This is a genomic window from Rhodoplanes roseus, assembly GCF_003258865.1.
Classification (GTDB): domain Bacteria; phylum Pseudomonadota; class Alphaproteobacteria; order Rhizobiales; family Xanthobacteraceae; genus Rhodoplanes; species Rhodoplanes roseus.
This window is the reverse complement of record NZ_NPEX01000253.1, coordinates 6,908-8,270: the sequence shown is the minus strand read 5'-3', so window position 1 is coordinate 8,270 and position 1,363 is coordinate 6,908. Positions and strand designations below refer to the sequence as shown.

The 1,363-nt window shown below is 72.3% G+C and carries 2 protein-coding genes; one reads left to right on the top strand and one right to left on the bottom strand.

The window, feature by feature from the left end; genetic code table 11:
- Positions 1 to 24: 24 nt before the first annotated feature.
- Entirely contained in the window at positions 25 to 531 is a 507-nt protein-coding gene (locus CH341_RS36050; protein WP_245431236.1) for a hypothetical protein, read from the bottom strand.
- Between the two features lie 70 nt (positions 532 to 601).
- Between CH341_RS36050 and CH341_RS24790 the strand changes: the two genes are divergently transcribed.
- On the top strand, positions 602 to 1,363 hold a 762-nt coding region (locus CH341_RS24790; protein ID WP_210208602.1), incomplete at its 3' end, for a LysR family transcriptional regulator.

The window sequence follows — 1,363 nt, the reverse complement described above, 5'->3', positions numbered from 1 at the left end:
ACCTCGGGGTGACGGCTCGGCCGATCAGCTGAACAGCGCGATCTTCTCTTCCTCGGTCAGGGTCTTGAGCGGCGACAGCGGGTCGATCGGCACGGTGTGGACGGGTGGCGGCTCGGCGGCGCGGGCGGCTTCGGCCTCCTCGGCCTGGTGGATGCGGGCCAGCAGCGTCCAGCCGGAGCCGGACGGCGCCGCGCCGGTGCGCGGAAAACCCATGGCCGCCGGCACGTCGCCGATGGAGAACCGGTAGGCGCTGACCGGATCACGATCCGGCAGCGGCGGCAGGTCGCCGGCGGGCGCCTCGCCTTGGGTGATCTCGCCGACCGCGGCGGCCGCCTCCTCCACCAGCGTCTCGTAGGCCACATAGGCGCCGCAGCCATAGGTGCGGCGCAGATAGTCGGCGCGCCAGGCGCGGCCGGCGGCCTCCGATCCGGCGGCGGCGTTCCACACCGTCCACGAATCGAGGAGCGCGGTGAGCAGGTCGAACAGGACGGCTTTGGGCAGAGCGGGGGTGTCGGGCACGGCGGAGGTCATGGCAGGATCGTAGCGCATCGCCCCTCACCTGTGTTTAAATCGAATGCAATAATCAGTTCAGCGGAATTGAATGATCACGCTCGAGGATCTGCGCTTCGTCGAGGCGCTCAGCCGCACCGGCTCGCTCAGCGCGGCGGCGCGCTCGCTCAACGTCACGCCGCCCGCCCTGTCGATGCGGCTCAAGCGCCTGGAGCAGGCGCTCGGCGTCGGCCTGGTGGTGCGCTCGTCGCGCAGCATGCGGTTCACCAGCGAGGGCGAGCATCTGGTCGCCGAGGCGCAGGCCGTGCTCGGCCGCATCGAGGCGCTGCCCGAGGAGCTGGTCGCGGCCGGACGACGCCTCTCGGGCCGGCTGCGCGTGGTGGCGCCGTTCGGCTTCGGGCGCATCCACGTGGCGCCGCTGATCGCCCGCTTCGCCGCGCAGCATCCCGCCGTGCGGGTGACGCTCGACCTCTCCGAGCGGCCGTGGCGAGAGACCGACGACGCCGACGTGGTGATCCATATCGGCGCCGTGAAGGACTCCTCGTGGATCGCGCATCTCCTGGCCCGCAACAGCCGCTGGGTGTGCGCCAGCCCCGAGCACGTTCGCCGGCACGGCGCCCCGGCGCAGCCGCGCGATCTGCTGCACCACGCCTGCCTGTGCGTGCGCGAGAACGACGAGGACGTGACGCTGTGGCGCTTCCGCAAGGCGGGCCCCGGCGCCCCCTCCCGGACGGACGCCATCCGGGTGTCGCCGGTGCTCACCAGCAACGACGGCGAGGTGGTGCGCAACTGGGCGCTGGCCGGTCTCGGCTACGTGCTCCGCTCGCAATGGGACGTCGCGCCGCTGGTGCGG